At 63.1% G+C, this 14,818-nt stretch carries 14 protein-coding genes; 10 read left to right on the forward strand and 4 right to left on the reverse strand.

The genetic code is table 11. The annotated features are described in order from the left end of the window. Positions 1 to 63 precede the first annotated feature (63 nt). Genes cobJ through cobG form a run of 4 tightly spaced genes read right to left on the reverse strand, consistent with a single transcriptional unit; the run spans position 64 to position 4,478 of the window. Positions 64 to 1,776 carry a precorrin-3B C(17)-methyltransferase gene (gene cobJ, locus VF672_RS15325; protein ID WP_331105418.1) on the reverse strand — a complete coding sequence of 571 codons (1,713 nt, stop codon included), beginning with the start codon at positions 1,774 to 1,776 and terminating at the stop codon, positions 64 to 66. Then, on the reverse strand, positions 1,776 to 2,507 hold the full coding sequence (locus VF672_RS15330) for a precorrin-2 C(20)-methyltransferase (RefSeq protein ID WP_331105429.1): 732 nt from the start codon (positions 2,505 to 2,507) through the stop codon (positions 1,776 to 1,778). Before VF672_RS15330 ends, cobJ begins: the two co-directional genes overlap by 1 nt. Beyond that, a complete protein-coding gene (locus VF672_RS15335) occupies positions 2,507 to 3,133 on the reverse strand; it encodes a precorrin-8X methylmutase (RefSeq protein ID WP_331105419.1) in 627 nt (208 codons plus the stop codon). The genes VF672_RS15330 and VF672_RS15335 overlap by 1 nt, the downstream gene beginning before the upstream one ends. Beyond that, positions 3,126 to 4,478 (reverse strand): precorrin-3B synthase, encoded by a 1,353-nt coding sequence (cobG, locus tag VF672_RS15340; RefSeq protein WP_331105420.1) that lies wholly within the window; start codon positions 4,476 to 4,478, stop codon positions 3,126 to 3,128. The genes VF672_RS15335 and cobG overlap by 8 nt, the downstream gene beginning before the upstream one ends. Before the next feature lie 208 nt (positions 4,479 to 4,686). Here cobG and cbiE point away from each other — a divergent pair, with 208 nt between their 5' ends. The 10 genes from cbiE to VF672_RS15390 form a co-directional block, all read left to right on the forward strand. Continuing rightward, the gene (cbiE, locus tag VF672_RS15345; RefSeq protein WP_331105421.1) at positions 4,687 to 5,889 is read left to right on the forward strand and encodes a precorrin-6y C5,15-methyltransferase (decarboxylating) subunit CbiE; all 1,203 of its coding nucleotides are present in this window, start codon (positions 4,687 to 4,689) and stop codon (positions 5,887 to 5,889) included. Then, positions 5,889 to 6,986 (forward strand): cobalt-precorrin-5B (C(1))-methyltransferase, encoded by a 1,098-nt coding sequence (locus VF672_RS15350; RefSeq protein WP_331105422.1) that lies wholly within the window; start codon positions 5,889 to 5,891, stop codon positions 6,984 to 6,986. The genes cbiE and VF672_RS15350 overlap by 1 nt, the downstream gene beginning before the upstream one ends. A 5-nt stretch (positions 6,987 to 6,991) precedes the next feature. Next, positions 6,992 to 7,729 (forward strand): cobalt-precorrin-6A reductase, encoded by a 738-nt coding sequence (locus tag VF672_RS15355; RefSeq protein ID WP_331105430.1) that lies wholly within the window; start codon positions 6,992 to 6,994, stop codon positions 7,727 to 7,729. 185 nt (positions 7,730 to 7,914) lie between these two features. Then, entirely contained in the window at positions 7,915 to 8,331 is a 417-nt protein-coding gene (locus tag VF672_RS15360; RefSeq protein ID WP_331105423.1) for a DUF2946 domain-containing protein, read from the forward strand. A 46-nt stretch (positions 8,332 to 8,377) separates the two neighbouring features. Beyond that, on the forward strand, positions 8,378 to 8,854 hold the full coding sequence (locus tag VF672_RS15365) for a copper chaperone PCu(A)C (RefSeq protein WP_331105424.1): 477 nt from the start codon (positions 8,378 to 8,380) through the stop codon (positions 8,852 to 8,854). A gap of 35 nt (positions 8,855 to 8,889) precedes the next feature. Then, positions 8,890 to 9,345 (forward strand): DUF2946 domain-containing protein, encoded by a 456-nt coding sequence (locus VF672_RS15370; RefSeq protein WP_331105431.1) that lies wholly within the window; start codon positions 8,890 to 8,892, stop codon positions 9,343 to 9,345. 86 nt (positions 9,346 to 9,431) lie between these two features. Next, positions 9,432 to 10,805, forward strand: a complete 1,374-nt coding sequence (locus VF672_RS15375) for a PepSY domain-containing protein (RefSeq protein WP_331105425.1) — start codon at positions 9,432 to 9,434, stop codon at positions 10,803 to 10,805. A 334-nt stretch (positions 10,806 to 11,139) separates the two neighbouring features. Then, on the forward strand, positions 11,140 to 12,405 hold the full coding sequence (gene urtA / locus VF672_RS15380) for an urea ABC transporter substrate-binding protein (RefSeq protein WP_331105426.1): 1,266 nt from the start codon (positions 11,140 to 11,142) through the stop codon (positions 12,403 to 12,405). A gap of 213 nt (positions 12,406 to 12,618) precedes the next feature. After that, positions 12,619 to 14,205 (forward strand): urea ABC transporter permease subunit UrtB, encoded by a 1,587-nt coding sequence (gene urtB / locus VF672_RS15385; protein WP_331105427.1) that lies wholly within the window; start codon positions 12,619 to 12,621, stop codon positions 14,203 to 14,205. After that, the coding region (locus tag VF672_RS15390; protein ID WP_414705615.1) for an ABC transporter permease subunit at positions 14,205 to 14,818 on the forward strand (614 nt) is incomplete at its 3' end. The genes urtB and VF672_RS15390, both read left to right, overlap by 1 nt.

Raw genomic sequence — 14,818 nt, forward strand, 5'->3', positions numbered from 1 at the left:
TGCATGGTTTTTTCTTACGCGTCAAAGGGAAGTTCCTGGCACGAACTTCCCTTTGCTTTCACCTCACTGCCCTGGCTTGCTGCCGTACCATCGCGGCGTATAGACCCATTGCTCGCCGTCGGCACGAGGGAATACGCAGGTCAGCGACGAACCGATCAACACCATGGTGCGCATGTCGACTTGCTCCGGCGTCAGCTCACCCAGGGTGATGACGCGCAACGCCTGCGCCGGACGACCGATATCCCGCCCAAGCGTCACCGGCGTTTCAGGGCTGCGATGCTGACGCACGATTTCCAGGGCTCGGCCCAGTTGCCAGGGACGGGACCGCGAGATCGGGTTGTAGAACGCCAGCGCCAAGTCAGCCTGACAGGCAAGATCAAGACGCTTCTCGATGATCTCCCAAGGCTTGAGATTGTCCGACAGGGACATGACGCAGAAGTCGTGGCCCAACGGCGCACCCGCCAGTGCGGCGGTTGCCAGCGAGGCCGATACACCCGGAAGTATGTGCAGGTCCACACGGTGCCAGTCGGGATTGTCTGACTCATGCAACGCTTCCAGCACCGCAGCGGCCATGGCGAATACGCCGGGGTCACCCGAGGACACCACCACCACCGAGCGGCCTTCGGCGGCCAGCTCGAATGCGTGCCGGGCACGCTGCATTTCTTCGCGATTGTCGGTGCAGTGCAGCACTTGGTCGGCACGGAACGGCCCGGCCATACGCACGTAGGTCTCGTAGCCCAGCACATCGTTGGCGCGCGCGAGTTCAGCCTTGACGGCAGGGATCATGAAATCGGTGGCGCCCGGACCGAGGCCGATGACCGCCAGCCGCCCCCGTGCGCAGCCAATCTGCTGAACCTCCAATGGCTGCGGCGCGACAGCAATGGCGATGCCCACCGCCGGGGTTAGCGGCGGCAACAGTTGCGGCAATACCTGCTGGGTCATTTCCGCAGGTGTACCGGCGGCGGTGAAACGCAGCGCAACGCCTAGGGATTCGGCAGCCGCATGCAGCGCCGGATTGGCCATCTCGGTTTTGCTGGCCAGCAAGCACCCCAGCGCCTGCACCGCGATGCGCGAATCGTGCAGCGCGGTTTTAACCGTCTCGGCGGGGTCAGGCAGATCGCCGCTGAGCGCCACCAGCACGTTGCGCGGGTAGATCAGCAGCTCGTGATCACTGGGCGCGCGTTCGGCGTAACCGACGTGAATGGCCAGTTGTGCCTGAGCATCTTCAGGCAACTGTGCCTGGGCCAGCCACGGCGCCGCGCCCTCGACGCGCACGCTCTGGCCTGACAGCAAATCGCTCACAAACCGCTTGCCCAGCTCCAGGTCGCCCAACGCGTAACCGGCGGGCGGATTGAGCAGGCAGGTGCCAAAGCGCAACTCGCCACTGGTGGTGATGGCCGCTGCGGTGTTCAGCGCAGCGGCGATTTCCCGGGCCATGACATTGACGCCGCCCAACCCGCCCAGCAGCGGCACCACCGCGCTGCCATCCTCGGCAACGGCGAGCACTGGCGGTTCGACGCCCTTTTCCAGCAACACAGGCGCCAGCGTCCGGATAACAATGCCGGCTGCGCACAGCGCAATGATTGGCGTGTCTTGTTGGTAGAGCTGGCGCAGCGTCGCGCCAAACGCCGCATAGCTGCGGTCAGCGCCCTCGACACGTTCGGCCAGCCCGTAAATCAGTGCGTGCGGGTACAGCTGTTGAATACGTCGCGCCGTTGCCAGCGCGCCGTTGCCCAGAATGACGATCGCCGGGGCGGTGAGAGGGGTTGTGCTCATCAGCCCTGCCACCGTTCGCCGGGAACAATGATCAGCGAGAAATAGGGCGACGACGCAGGATCAACTTCGGCCAGCGGCACGATCTTCTGATTGGCCATGGTTGCGCGCTCTACGTACAGCGCGCGTTCCGCCAGCCCGGTTTCGACCAGGACCTGACGCACTTTCGGCAGGTTACGGCCCAGCTTCATGATCACCGCTGCGTCGGCATCTTCAAGCTTGCGTTTGAGCTCTTCGGCGGACAATACGCCGGACAGCACCGACAGGCTCTGATTGCGGTACACCAGCGGCGCGCCCAATACCGACGCGCCCCCGAGCATCGAGCAGACGCCGGGAATGACCTCGGCTTCGTAGCGATCGGCCAGGCGATCGTGCAGGTACATGTAGGACCCGTAGAACATCGGGTCGCCTTCGCAGATCACTGCCACGTCGCGCCCGGCGTCCAGGTGCGCAGCCAGATCAGCGCTGCAGCGGTCATAGAAATCGCTGATTACGCGCTCGTAAGACATCGGCGCCGGCAGTGCCTCGGTGGTCACGGGGTATACCAGCGGCATGAGCGTCTGGGCCTGCTGCAAATGGCCTTCGATGATGCCAAACGCGTTGCCCTTCTTGCCTTTGGCGACGAAGTAAGCGACCACCGGCGACTCGCGCAGAAGGCGCAGTGCCTTGACGGTGATGAGTTCCGGATCACCCGGCCCCACGCCCAGCCCAATCAGACGACCGCGCGGCGGCATCATTCGATCTCCGTGGCGAGTGAGTTGACCGCGGCCGCGGCCATGGCACTGCCGCCGCGACGGCCCTGCATGATCACGTAGGGCACACCGCGGCTGTCAGCAGCGAGCATGTCCTTGGACTCGGCAGCGCCGACGAAACCCACCGGGAAACCCAGGATCAGGGCGGGTTTCGGCGCGCCGGCATCGAGCATTTCCAGCAAATAGAACAGCGCAGTCGGCGCGTTGCCGATCACCACCACCGCCCCTTCCAGATGCGGCCGCCACAGCTCCAGCGCGGCAGCGGAACGGGTGTTGCCCAGCTCGCGCGCCATTTCCGGCACACGTTCGTTTTTCAAGGTGCAGATCACTTGATTGTTGGCGGGCAGGCGCGTGCGCGTCACTCCTTCGGCAACCATGTGTGCGTCACACAGGATCGGCGCACCGGCCGCCAGCGCGTGGCGGCCAGCGGTACCCGCGCCAGGCGAGTAGCGCAGTCCTTCAACGGCATCGACCATGCCGCAGGCATGAATCACCCGTACGGCGAGTTTTTCCAGGTCGGCCGGGATGCCATCGAGCCGGGCTTCGGCACGAATGATCGCGAAGGAGTTGCGATAGATCTCCTGGCCGTCGCGGATGTAATCAATCATCGGTGTTGCTCCGTGAGTCGGCGGTCAACAACGCGCCGACTGCTTCAATAGTGAGGTCACGTGCATGCAGGTCGCCGAATCCGGCCGCCTGAGCATGACGAAAATAAAGATCGTAACGACCGGCAGAGACGGCCAGCAATGTCACCGGCGCCACATGGGCAGCGGCGCACGAACGTGTGCAGCCTGATAGATGAACGGCCCGGCTGACACCGTTTGCCTGCAGCAACGCCGCCAGACGCAGCCCATCGGCTTTGGTGTCGGCCAGGCCTTTTGCACAGGCAGCCGAGCCTGTGCAGGCGACCACTTTCGACAATGACTGAGCGGCGTCAACCAACAAGCCCGACTGACTCAAGCCCTCCATCACGGCTGCCGACTGATCCGCCAGGGCATTGCGCAGCGTCAGGCTTTGCCACGGCGTCATGCACAGATACCCGTCACCGAGTTCGCGCGCCAACCGGGCAGCATTGCGCAACATGGACGGCCGCAGACGCCCCAACGGCACGCCTGCGCCAACCGCCACCACGCCGGCCTGGGCCTGGGGATACGTGCCGAGGTGCGCAAAGGGCTGGGTCGACGTACGCCGCCAGGCGGTTACTTTTTGATCAATGACCAGGGGTTGCGGCAAGCGCGCCGCGACCTGTTCGATGAATCGGGAAACTGGCACTTCTTTCAGCAAATCGCGCATGCGCGCCTGATCGGGACGAGCGAGGTCCAGAAAGGTTTCCAGCACCGCGACCACCAGCGCGTGCGCCGCTTCGGGCGCAACGGCGGCCAGCGGCGAATCATTCGCAGGACAACCCGCCAGGCCAAAGCCGAGCAGCGTCCGGCCGTCGACCTGCAACGCGGACAGCCAAAGGTCATGGGGATGTTCGAGCATCGCCAGGCCTTCACCGCCGTCCAGTGACAGCGCGAATTTGGGCGACAGCTCATGGAAACGCGGGTGGTGCTCAAGGGAGTGCAGAATCCGCGCCGCCAGCGGACGCACGTCGAGGCGCTGGTGAGGATCGACGCCGGCGGTCGGGCTGAGCATCAGGTTGCGCACGTCATCACTGGCCGGGTTGCTCGGCCCCAGACCGGACTCGAGCAGGCGGGCAATCAAACCGTCATGATCGGCGCCTACGCCGCGAATCTGTAGATTGCCCCGATTGGTCGCCTCGATCACGCCCCCGGCGAATGCCTCGGCGGCATTGGCCACGGCCAGCGCTTGATCCACTGAAAGCAGCCCGCCAGGCAGCTTGATCCGGCAGATACCGCCATCCAGCGCCGGGACGATACGCAGCAACCCCGGGCAAGCCGAGGGGCGAATAGGCGTAGCGGAAAAGCGAGCGGACAACGGCTCGGTCAATGGATCACCTGGTGCGAACGGGCGGACGCGTAGAGAAACGAGAAGTTACAGGGGCCGTATTATGCCTGCTTTGGCCGTTGGCATGAAAAGACGCTCTGTCGGATTCACAAAGCCGTACGAACCGGGCGCGCCAGCGCGTTATCATGCCGACCACTTTCACAGGCCGAGCGGGCGGGCCTGTTGCATGCAATCGGGTTGAGGGCAATACATGTCACCGTGGCTGACAGTCGTGGGAATCGGTGAGGACGGCTATAAAGGGCTGGGCCGCAACGCTCGGCACGCGCTGTTGCAAGCGCGGCAGGTGTTCGGCGGCGCGCGGCAACTTGGCTTGCTGCCGCCGTGCATTCAGGCCGAGCAGCGCCAATGGCCCAGCCCGTTCTCCCTCGCCCCGGTGCTGGAACAACGCGGAAGCCCGGTATGCGTCTTGGCCAGCGGCGATCCCATGTTGTTCGGCGTCGGCGCGAGCCTGTCGAAACAGGTCGCCATCGATGAAATGCGGGTGATTCCCGCCCCATCCTCATATTCGCTGGCCGCGGCGCGCCTGGGTTGGGCATTGCAGGACGTGGTCACGCTGTCGGTGGTTGCCCGCCCGCTCGCTGCACTGAATGCCCACTGGCAACACGGCCTGCGCCTGTTGGTGTTGAGCAATGACGGTTCGAGCCCGGCGGCCATCGCGGCGCAGCTTTGCGAACGCGGGTTTGGACCGAGCCGCATGACCGTGCTCGAACACTTGGGCGGCAGCGCCGAGCGACAGATCGAGGGCACCGCCGGCGAATGGAATGCCTCTGACATCGCTGCACTGAATCTGGTGGCCATCGACTGTCGCGCAGAGCCAGGCACGCTGCGTCTTTCGCCACTGGGCGGTCTGCCAGACGCAGCGTTTCGGCACGACGGTCAGCTCACCAAGCGCGACGTGCGCGCGATCAGCCTCGCCCGTCTTGCGCCCGTGCCCGGCGAACTGCTGTGGGATGTCGGGGCAGGCTGCGGCTCCATCGGCATCGAGTGGATGCGCGCGCACCCGACCTGCCGCGCCATCGCCGTCGAGGCCGATGAGGGCCGGCAACACCTGATTGAATTCAATCGGGATGCGCTGGGTGTCCCTGCTCTTCAACTGATCCGCGGACGTGCGCCTGCAGCGCTTGAGGGTCTTGAACAACCAGACGCCATCTTCATTGGCGGCGGCGTGACGCGCGAGGGGGTGCTGCAGGCCTGCTGGCAGCGCCTGCGCTCGGGCGGTCGGCTGATCGCCAACGCCGTCACCCTGCAGAGCGAGGCAACGCTGGTGAACTGGCGTGAGCAACATGGCGGCGAACTGACCCGCATCCACCTGGCCCACGCCAAGCCACTCGGCGAATTCGACACGTGGCGTCAAGCGTTGCCAATCACTCTGCTCGAAGCGATCAAACCCTGATGCGTGACGAAACCGCCGAACAACCCGCTCCGTTGCGCAGCGGCTTGACCACTGGCAGCTGCGCAACGGCGACCTCCCTCGCCGCCGCGCGCCTGTTGCTGGCCGGCGAATTCAACGATGCGATCGACATCACGTTGCCTAAAGGCAAGTGCGTACAGATGCGCCTGGAATTCTGCCGCCTGATCGGGGACGGCGCCGAGGCCGGCACGCTGAAAGATGCCGGAGACGATCCGGACGTCACCCACGGCGCGCTGGTGTATGCCCAAGTCAGGCTGATCCCGGTGCCCGGCGTGCGTTTCGTCGCAGGAGAGGGCGTGGGCACCGTGACACGCCCGGGCCTGGTGCTGGGTGTCGGCGAACCGGCGATCAATCCGGTGCCACGCAGGATGATGGCCGAACACCTCACGCAACTGGCGCAGGACGTCGGCTATGACGGCGGATTCGAAGTGACTGTCTGCGTCGAAAACGGCGGCGAACTGGCGTTGAAAACCATGAACCCGCGGCTGGGCATTCTCGGCGGGCTGTCGATCCTGGGCACCAGCGGCATCGTCCGGCCTTTCTCCTGCGCGGCGTACATCGCCTCCATCCACCAAGGCATCGATGTCGCCCGTACCAACGGTTACCAGCACATCGCCGCGTGCACCGGCAACGCCAGCGAAGACACCATGCGGCGGGTGTATGCATTCCCGGACATCGCGCTGATCGAGATGGGCGATTTTGTCGGCGCCGTGCTCAAGCACCTGCGCAAAACTCCGGTAGAGCGCCTCAGTGTGTGCGGCGGCTTCGGCAAAATCAGCAAACTGGCGGCCGGCCACATGGACCTGCACAGCCGCCATTCGAGCATCGACCTTGATCAACTCGCGCGATGGGCTGCCGATGTGGGCGGGGATGCCGAGCTGCAACAATGCATTCGCGAGGCCAATACCAGTCAGCAAGCACTGGTCATGGCTTCGGCCGTCGGCATCGCGCTGGGCGATGCGGTCTGTCAGCACGCACTGAATTTCGCCCGCAGCGTGGTGCCGACGCAGGTTCAGGTGGAGGTCTTTGCCATCGACCGCCAGGGCGGGATTGTCGGTCACGCAGGAGACTTCGTATGAAACAAATGAAACGCGTGCTGTTGCTCGGCGGCGTCACCGAAGCGCTGGCGATTGCCCGCAGGCTCGGGCCTCAACACATTTACAGCCTGGCAGGCGTGGGCCGCGTACCGACCGATCTGGGCTGTGAAGTCCGGGTCGGCGGGTTTGGCGGCGCCGAGGGGCTGGCGACATTCGTACAGCAAGCGGGCATCGATCTAATCCTGGACGCAACGCACCCTTACGCCGCGCAAATCAGCCACAACGCCGTTACCGCGGCCAAGATGGCCGGCGTGCCGTGCTGGGCGTTGCGGCGACCCGCCTGGCAGGCGGGGCCGGACGATGACTGGCGCGAAGTCGCGGACTGGCCAGAACTGATCACCGCCCTCGCCCCCTTTCAACGACCCCTCTTTACCTTGGGGCGCGAGCCTTTACAGCACTTGCACGAGATTCCCGCCCACCAGTTCTGGACGCTGAGGGCACTTGATGTCTACCCCGGCAACGAACGCTGCGAAGTGATCGGCGCGCGCGGACCGTTCCGGCTGCAGGATGAGCGGGAGCTATTCGAGACGCGGAACATCGACGTCCTTATCAGCAAAAACAGCGGCAGCACGGCCACCGAGCCCAAGCTGGACGTGGCGCGTGAACGCGGGCTGCCGGTGCTGGTGCTGAAACGGCCCGTGCTGCCAGAGGTGGATCGGACGTTCTGGAGTGTGGGCGAAGTGCTGGATGCATTGCGGAATTCTGGGCACTCAAATCCGCTGTAGGAGCCGGCTTGCTGGCGAATGCGATGTGTCAGTCGACAACTTGATATCCGATCCATCGTGTTCGCCAGCAAGCCAGCTCCTACAGGGGCATCTGCCTGAACCCCGACTGAACCAAACCTGCCGCGCGACACCAGGTCGCGGGCGGGGTTTGTACATAGGGCGGCTGATCAGGCTAAATGGCCCCTATGAAAAAACAAAAAGATCAAATCACCACGCAGAAGCGGCGCCGGGCGTTTGCCTGGGTAGCGTGTTTCGCGTTGCTGTTCGGCGTGTTGGCGGTGCCGATGACGCCCACCATGCCCCGCCCCGAGGGCGAGCGGCTGGTATGGGGAAGCGCCTGTACCGGCGCTTCGTCACGGCTGGCCATGACGCCCGTTGAAGTCATCGATAAACAGTCTTCCCGTCGCCCTGACATCGCCTTGATGCAGCGCTGCGCCTGTTGCACCTATGCGATGCCGCTGGTTGCAGTGCCGACCAGCCTCGGTTTTGGATTGTTCGCCCTCGTCGAACCGGTGCGTTTCCCTGTCGCGGTGTTGGTGTTGCGCACACCGCCCCGTCCGCAATGGCCGAACCGAAACCCGCACGCATCCCCAAGGGTCTGATGGTGGTCCTGCCGTCGCAAAACTGAATGAATCGGAGACCCGCTTGATGCTGCACAAAATCCTCTTGTGGGTTGCGATGACGCTGCCAGCCTGTTTCGTTGAAGCCCACGACTACACCCTCGGCCAACTGACCGTCGCGCAGCCTTGGTCCATGGCCCTGCCGCCCAATGCGCCCACCGTCGCTGCCTATTTCGTGATCAACAACAGCGGCCCTGACGCCGACCGGCTCGAAGCCGTCAACAGCCCCATCGCAGGTGCCGTTCAGTTGCATGCGCACGTCAACCAGGACGGCCTGATGAAAATGCAGCACGTCGAAACTGTTGATATACCTGCCGGCGGGATCGTGACCTTCGCGCCCATGGCGTACCACGTGATGTTGCTGGACCTGAAAGACCGCACCCGACTGGTCGACGGCCAGACTTTCCCGCTGACCCTGCATTTTCAAAAAGCGGGCGACATGAACGTTGACGTCGTGGTACTCAAACAGCCACCCGACCAGGCCGCTCCGGCCCACGCCCACTGACCCGCTGACTGCCGACGCCGCCACCCTTGAACCGCCTGCCCGCGATCCGCGACAGATCTGCCCCCGCCCCTCGCCTTTTGCAGGGCGCCTGGCTGAGCCTGTTTGCCATGCTGATGATCTTCATCGGCCCGCTGATCTCGCAGTCCATGCCCATGGAGCATCACAACGGCATGGCGATGCCTGCGCCGACGTCGATGTCGATGTCAATGCATGGCGAGATGGACATGTCGGCGACGATGGACATGGGCGAGCCCGATGCCCATGCCGAGGCCGAGCGCAACGCCGGCGTCGATCACGTCCTCTGGGCCAAGTGCGGGTATTGCACGCTGCTGTTCAGCTGCCCGGCGTTGACCAAAACCGTTGCCGTCCTGGCGCCCGTCCCGCCCAGACCCGCCGACTTCTACAACGAGGCGCCGCAACACGGCCACGCCCAGCGCAACGTCTTTCCCAACGCCCGCAGTCGCGCGCCACCCCTCTCGTCCGTCGCTTGAACACCCAAAATTGACTCGTATCCGCTGATGGCCTTTCTCGCCATCAGCGCGTTGCGCCGTGTTTTCCCTGACGGGAGCGTTGCACCATGTCCAAACCCAATGTGTCTTTCTACAACCTGGCCTGGCGATGGCATTTCTACGCCGGCCTGTTCGTCGCACCGTTCATGATCCTGCTGGCGGTCACCGGGATCATTTATCTGTTCAAGCCGCAGCTTGACGCGCTGATGTACAGCGACTTGCTGACGGTGACGCCCGCTCACCACTCACTCAGTGCCGATGATCTGCAGACGCGCGTGCTGACGGCTTATCCACAGGCGCAGGTAAGCAAATACCTGCCGCCCCTGAATGCCGAGGGCAGCGCGCAATTCGTGGTCAAGAACGACGGCCGCGAGGTCAACGTATTCATCGATCCCTACAGCGGCACGGTGCTCGGCACCCAAGACGCGAAGCAAAACCTGCAAGCCATCGCGCGCGAATTGCACGGCGAGCTGATGATTGGCACGGTCGGCGATCGGCTGGTGGAACTGGCAGCCGGGTGGGGCATCGTGTTGGTAGTGTCGGGCGTGTATCTGTGGTGGCCACGAGGGCGATCGCCGGCCGGCGTGCTCTGGCCCCGGATCGGCGCGCGAGGCCGCATTCTCTGGCGCGACCTGCACGCGGTGACCGGATTCTGGGGTTCGGTGGCGCTGCTGTTCATGCTGCTGAGCGGCATGACCTGGACCGGCATGTGGGGAAAGGTCTACGCGGACGTCTGGAATACCTTCCCGGCGGCCATGTGGAATGACGTGCCCAAGTCGGATAAGCAAGCGGGGACATTGAACAGCGCAAGCGTGCAGACCGTGCCCTGGGCGATGGAAAACACGCCGATGCCGGTGTCTTCCGGAGATCATGCCGAGCACATGAACCATGCTCACATGTCCACCGCACCCGCGGCGCCTGGCATCTCTCTGCAGCAGGTAGTCGACATCGCCAGGGCGAGCCATATCGAGCCGGGCTACAGCATCACTCAACCGAAAACCGCTGATGGCGTGTTTACCGTTTCCGTGTTCGCCGACGACCCGCGCAACGACGCCACACTTCATGTCGATCAGTACAGCGGCAAGGTGCTGGCGGACGTGCGCTACGGCGATTACAGCCCGGTGTCCAAAGCCACGGAATTGGGCGTGATGCTGCATGAGGGCAAGATGTACGGCTGGGTGAACCAGCTGCTGATTCTGTTCATCTGCCTGATGGTGTTGCTGAGTTCAGTGAGCGGCATTGTGATCTGGTGGAAGCGCCGCCCGCAACACTGCTTCGGTGTTCCACCCCTGCGCCACGACCTGCCGCGCTGGAAAACTGCGACCGTGGTGATGATCGCGTTGGGCGTGGCGTTCCCGCTGGTGGGCATTTCGATGCTGGCGGTGTGGCTGCTCGATCGAATAGTGCGTTCGCGCTTTGCCAAAACGGTGGCAACAGCTTAGATTGCGTCTCGCGGAGCCTGGAACCTTCTTTGGGTGGTTTAGTGATGAATTCCTCCTCATTTCGGGTTTCAGGCTCCGCACCTGTCTTTTCCTTTCTCCTGATCCTCATCACTTCCATTTCTTCCTCGCCATACCCCGCACCAGATAGGCGCGCTTGACGCACCACGCAGCCCGCCGCATCCCAGATTGGTGCGACCCGCCCCCGGCACGCGACGTTTTCATTCCATTTTGCGACGCGCTCAGCCTTGGCCCAGCGTTTGCTAAAGCCTAAGCAGACTCAACTCTGCACCGCCAACAGCCGTCATCAAAAAAAATCAAAGAATGGAGCTAGCCAATGAAGCGTCGTAGTTTGCTGAAAGCGTTCACTTTGTCTGCATCGATCGCAGCGATGGGTTTGACCTGGACCGCGCAGGCGGCCGAAACCATCAAGGTCGGCATTCTGCATTCTTTGTCCGGCACCATGGCCATCTCCGAGACCTCGCTCAAGGACATGGCGCTGATGACCATCGATGAAATCAACACCAAGGGCGGCGTCAACGGCAAGATGCTCGAACCAGTGGTCGTAGACCCTGCGTCGAACTGGCCTTTGTTTGCCGAAAAGGGCCGCCAGTTGCTGACGCAGGACAAGGTCGCCGTGGTCTTCGGCTGCTGGACCTCGGTGTCGCGCAAGTCGGTTTTGCCGGTGTTTGAAGAGTTGAACGGCTTGCTGTTCTACCCGGTGCAATACGAAGGTGAAGAAATGTCACCGAACGTCTTCTATACCGGCGCGGCGCCTAACCAGCAGGCAATTCCTGCGGTTGAATACCTGATGAGCGAAGACGGCGGCGGGGCCAAGCGCTTCTTCCTGCTGGGCACCGACTACGTGTACCCGCGCACCACCAACAAGATCCTGCGCTCGTTCCTGCATTCCAAAGGTGTCGCGGACAAGGACATCGAAGAGGTCTATACCCCGTTCGGTCATAGCGATTACCAGACCATCGTCGGCAACATCAAGAAGTTCGCTGCCGGTGGCAAGACGGCAGTGATCTCCACGGTCAATGGCGACTCCAACGTGCCGTTCTATAAAGAGCTGGGCAATCAGGGCCTGAAGGCCACCGACGTACCGGTGGTGGCGTTCTCGGTTGGCGAAGAAGAACTGCGCGGCGTCGACACCAAACCGCTGGTGGGCAACCTTGCCGCATGGAACTACTTCGAATCGGTGAAGAACCCGGTCAACACCAAGTTCGTCGCCGACTGGAAGGCCTACGCCAAGGCACACAACCTGCCGAACGCGGACAAAGCCGTGACCAACGACCCAATGGAAGCTACTTACGTGGGTATCCACATGTGGGCGCAAGCGGTCGAGAAAGCCAAGTCCACCGACGTGGACAAAGTCCGCGAAGCCATGGCAGGCCAGACCTTCGCCGCGCCGTCGGGCTTCACCCTGACGATGGACAAGACCAACCACCACCTGCACAAGCCGGTGATGATCGGCGAGATCAAGGCCGACGGTCAGTTCAACGTGGTCTGGCAAACCAAGGAGCCCATCCGTGCCCAGCCGTGGAGTCCGTTCATTCCGGGCAACGACAAAAAGCCTGACTATGCCGTGAAGAGCAACTGACACATTGTCGGGCATAGCGCCCGACGTCCCCTGTAGGAGCGTGGCTTGTCCCGCGATCTGGCGCGAAGCGGCAGTAAATCCATCACATGCGGTGTACCTGTCACACCACATTTGCAGGTTTTACCACGGGTCCCCCGCCGATCGCGGGACAAGCCTCACTCCTACAGTTCCTCGCATGACGTTGCGTCATGCGGGTGCCCCCAGGACACCGATATGCCCAGATACCTCCACCTCCTTCTCGCGCTGTGCCTGTGGCTGCCATTCGCCGCCAAGGCTAGCGATGCCAGCGACTTTGTCGCGGCCCAATCCTCCGAGCGCGCCCAATTGCTGGAAACCTGGGCCGCCAGGCCGGACCCGGCGCGCGTGGAATTGCTGATTGCCCTGCAGGATGGCCGTGTCGCCGCCGACAGCAGCAATCGTGCGTTCATTCAGAACGGCGACAGCTTCATCGCCGTCGACCCAAACGCTCCGGCGATAGCTGATGCACCGACCCCCAATGCGCCCCAGGCCATCAGTTTAAACAACCGGCTGCGCGGCCTGATCAACACCGCGCTGGCCAGCCATCAATTGCTGGCCGCCGATCCCAAGGTTCGCCTGACCGCGGCGCAAGTCCTGCAAAAAAGCGCTCGTCCAGCGCAGTTGCCCTTGCTGATGCAACAGGTGGCGAGCGAACAGGACGACAACGTCCATTCGGCCCTGACCTTGGCGCTGGCCAACCTGCAACTGGTCGACGTCAGCCCCACTGTGCGGCTCGCCGCTGTGCGTCTGCTGGGTGAAACCGGCGACCCGCTGGCCCGTACCCGGCTGGAAACTTTGCTCGAACCCAACGTCGAAACCGACCCCAGCGTGCGCCTGGCGGCCGAGACCAGCCTGGCTCAGGTCAAGCGCAAATTGATGATCGGCGAAATACTCGGGCAGGCTTTTGCCGGCCTGTCACTGGGTTCGATTCTGCTGCTGGCGGCGCTGGGCCTGGCAATCACCTTCGGGCTGCTGGGCGTGATCAACATGGCCCATGGCGAGATGCTGATGCTCGGCGCCTACGCCACCTACGTTGTGCAGATGATGTTCCAGCGTTACGCGCCCGGTGCTCTTGAGTTTTATCCGCTGGTGGCGCTGCCGATCGCGTTTTTCGTCACCGCCTGCATCGGCATGGCACTGGAGCGTACGGTCATTCGCCACTTGTACGGCCGCCCGCTGGAAACACTGCTGGCGACATGGGGCATCAGCCTGATGCTGATTCAACTGATCCGCGTGGTGTTCGGCGCGCAGAACGTGGAAGTGGCCAACCCGGAATGGCTTTCCGGCGGCATTCAAGTGCTGCCCAACCTTGTGTTGCCCTACAACCGCATCGTCATCATTGCCTTCGCACTGTTTGTGGTCGTGCTGACTTGGTTGCTGCTGAACAAGACGCGCCTGGGCCTGAACGTGCGCGCCGTCACTCAGAACCGCAACATGGCCGCCTGCTGCGGGGTGCCTACCGGACGCGTCGACATGATGGCCTTCGGGCTCGGCTCCGGCATCGCCGGCCTGGGCGGCGTGGCGCTGAGTCAGATTGGCAACGTCGGGCCTGACCTGGGCCAGAGCTACATCATCGACTCCTTCCTCGTGGTCGTGCTCGGCGGCGTCGGGCAACTGGCCGGCAGCGTGACGGCGGCCTTCGGGCTGGGGATCGCCAACAAGATTCTCGAACCGCAGATTGGCGCCGTACTGGGCAAAATCCTGATCCTGGCGCTAATCATTCTGTTCATTCAGAAACGTCCGCAAGGCCTCTTCGCACTCAAAGGACGGGTGATCGACTGATGAATCAGCCAATGATGGTCACTGCCGCGCAACGCGCCGGCACCAAAATCACGGTCTCGGTCGGCGTGGTGATCCTTGCCCTGCTGATCGCCCTGCCGTTGCTGTCCCTGCTGCCCGAAAGCAACAGCCTGCAGGTGTCGGCTTACACGCTGACCCTGGTCGGCAAGATTCTCTGTTACGCCATCGTCGCGTTGGCACTGGATCTGGTTTGGGGTTATGCCGGCCTGTTGTCGCTGGGCCACGGGCTGTTCTTCGCACTGGGCGGTTACGCGATGGGTATGTACCTGATGCGCGAGGCGTCGGGCGACAGCCTGCCGGCGTTCATGACCTTTCTGTCCTGGACCGAGCTGCCCTGGTATTGGGTGGGCACTGAACATTTCCTCTGGGCCATGTGCTTGGTGGTACTGGCGCCGGGCCTGCTGGCGTTGGTGTTTGGTTTCTTCGCCTTTCGCTCGCGAATCAAGGGCGTGTACTTCTCGATCATGACGCAAGCCCTGACGTTCGCCGGCATGCTGCTGTTCTTTCGCAACGAAACCGGTTTTGGCGGCAATAACGGCTTCACCAACTTTCGCAGCATTCTGGGTTTCAGCATCACGTCCCAAGGCACTCGCGC

This window comes from Pseudomonas sp. (assembly GCF_036387035.1).
GTDB lineage: Bacteria > Pseudomonadota > Gammaproteobacteria > Pseudomonadales > Pseudomonadaceae > Aquipseudomonas.

What these genes read in the sequence shown, in the direction of transcription:
- cobJ (WP_331105418.1), bottom strand. Translation starts at nt 1,776, where the DNA reads ATGAGCACAACCCCTCTCACCGCCCCGGCGATCGTCATTCTGGGCAAC.
- VF672_RS15330 (WP_331105429.1), bottom strand. Translation starts at nt 2,507, where the DNA reads ATGCCGCCGCGCGGTCGTCTGATTGGGCTGGGCGTGGGGCCGGGTGAT.
- VF672_RS15335 (WP_331105419.1), bottom strand. Translation starts at nt 3,133, where the DNA reads ATGATTGATTACATCCGCGACGGCCAGGAGATCTATCGCAACTCCTTC.
- cbiE (WP_331105421.1), top strand. Translation starts at nt 4,687, where the DNA reads ATGTCACCGTGGCTGACAGTCGTGGGAATCGGTGAGGACGGCTATAAA.
- VF672_RS15350 (WP_331105422.1), top strand. Translation starts at nt 5,889, where the DNA reads ATGCGTGACGAAACCGCCGAACAACCCGCTCCGTTGCGCAGCGGCTTG.
- VF672_RS15355 (WP_331105430.1), top strand. Translation starts at nt 6,992, where the DNA reads ATGAAACGCGTGCTGTTGCTCGGCGGCGTCACCGAAGCGCTGGCGATT.
- VF672_RS15360 (WP_331105423.1), top strand. Translation starts at nt 7,915, where the DNA reads ATGAAAAAACAAAAAGATCAAATCACCACGCAGAAGCGGCGCCGGGCG.
- VF672_RS15365 (WP_331105424.1), top strand. Translation starts at nt 8,378, where the DNA reads ATGCTGCACAAAATCCTCTTGTGGGTTGCGATGACGCTGCCAGCCTGT.
- VF672_RS15375 (WP_331105425.1), top strand. Translation starts at nt 9,432, where the DNA reads ATGTCCAAACCCAATGTGTCTTTCTACAACCTGGCCTGGCGATGGCAT.
- urtA (WP_331105426.1), top strand. Translation starts at nt 11,140, where the DNA reads ATGAAGCGTCGTAGTTTGCTGAAAGCGTTCACTTTGTCTGCATCGATC.
- urtB (WP_331105427.1), top strand. Translation starts at nt 12,619, where the DNA reads ATGCCCAGATACCTCCACCTCCTTCTCGCGCTGTGCCTGTGGCTGCCA.